Below are 1,742 nucleotides of genomic sequence, written 5' to 3'. Positions count from 1 at the left end.
TCTGCACCGGCGGCGCCGGAAAGGTCTACCTATACACATCCAACCCCGACGTGGCCACCGGCGACGGCATGGCCCTGGCCCTCCTGGCCGGATGCCGGCTGGCCAACATGGAGTTCGTCCAGTTCCACCCCACGTGCCTCTACCACCCGCAGGAGCGCAGCTTTTTAATCACCGAGGCGCTACGGGGCGAGGGGGCGCGGCTTCTGACCAAAGACGGCCGCCGCTTCATGCCCGACTACGACGAGCGCGCCGAGCTGGCGCCCCGCGACATCGTCGCCCGGGCCATAGACTCCGAGATGAAGGCCTCCGGCGAAAAGCACGTCCTCCTGGACGCCACGCCCGTCGGGGCGGAGAAGCTCAAAAAGCGCTTCCCCAACGTCTACGGCCGCTGCCTGGAGCTGGGGTACGACATCGCGCAAAGGCCCTTCCCGGTAGTCCCGGCGGCCCACTATTTCTGCGGCGGGGTCCTGACCGACCTCCGCGGCCGCACCGACCTCCCCCGCCTCTACGCCGTCGGCGAGTGCTCCTGCACCGGGGTCCACGGGGCGAACCGCCTGGCGAGCAACTCGCTCCTGGAGGCCGTGGCTTTCGCCCACGAGGCCGCCGACGACCTGCCCCGCTGGATGGAGGAGCTGGGCCCGCCGCCGAAGGACATCCCCCCGGCCGAGGCCCCCCAAGTCCGACCGCCCACCGAGATGGTCACCCTGGACCACGACTGGGACAACGTCCGCCGCCTGACCTGGGACTACGTGGGCATCGTGCGCTCCGACCGGAGGCTGCGCCTGGCCGCCGACCGGCTCCGGCTCATCGCCCGCAACGTGGAGGACACCTTCCGGCGGGGGGCCTTCTGCGCCGACCTCATCGAGCTGCGCAACATCACCCTGGTGGCCCGCATGATAGTCCAGAGCGCGCTCGAGCGCCGGGAGAGCCGAGGGCTGCACTTCAACCGCGACTGCCCCGAGACCGACGACCTCCACTGGGCCAAAGACTCGGTTCTCACCCAGTTCGGCTAGGGGGGAGATGGACGCCAATGAGGCGGTGATACGGGACCTGCGCCGGCGCGTGGCCGACGCGGGGAGCGTCGTGGTCTTCACCGGCGCCGGGATGTCCGCCGAGTCGGGCGTGCCGACCTACCGCGGCCAGGGCGGCCTGTGGAAGAACTTCCGCGCCCAGGACCTGGCCACCCTCGAGGCCTTCAACCGCGACCCCGCCCTCGTCTGGGGCTGGTACCGCGAGCGGCGGAACAAGCTAATGGAAGTCCTGCCCAACGACGGCCATCTGGCAATCGCCGAGGCCGCCGCCCGTATCCCCATCACCCTGGTGACCCAGAACGTGGACGGCCTCCACGCCTTCGCCGGCTCGAAGGATTTCCTCGAGCTCCACGGCAACATCTGGCGCAAGCACTGCCTCTCCTGCCCGGCCACCGAGGACCGGAGCCATCACTGGCACGAAAAAATCGCCCAGGGGGAGAAGGACCCGTTGCCGGAGTGCCCGGCCTGCGCGTCGCTCATGCGCCCGTCGGTGGTCTGGTTCGGCGAGCCGCTGGACGGTCGGGTGATCGAGGCCGCCTTCCGGGCCGCCGAGGGGTGCGACCTCATGTTCGTCGTCGGCACGTCGGGGGAGGTGCAGCCGGCGGCGAGCCTGCCCGTGGTGGCGCGCCGCGTCGGGGCCCACGTGGTCGAGATAAACGTCGAGCCCACGCTTTTGACCGAACGGTGCCATGTGTCGCTCTTCGAGCCGGC

General features: G+C 70.1%; 2 protein-coding genes. Both read left to right on the top strand.

Annotated features, from left to right (window positions below; genetic code table 11):
- A partial coding sequence (locus NTW26_07270; protein ID MCX7022057.1) for an FAD-binding protein occupies positions 1 to 1,013 on the top strand: 1,013 nt, incomplete at its 5' end.
- Between the two features lie 7 nt (positions 1,014 to 1,020).
- Positions 1,021 to 1,742: NAD-dependent deacylase (locus tag NTW26_07265; GenBank protein ID MCX7022056.1), on the top strand; the 722-nt coding region annotated here is incomplete at its 3' end.

This window comes from bacterium (assembly GCA_026398675.1).
Taxonomy (GTDB): domain Bacteria; phylum RBG-13-66-14; class RBG-13-66-14; order RBG-13-66-14; family RBG-13-66-14; genus RBG-13-66-14.
The sequence above is the reverse complement of the archived record's forward strand: the minus strand, read 5'-3'. Positions and strand labels throughout refer to the sequence as shown.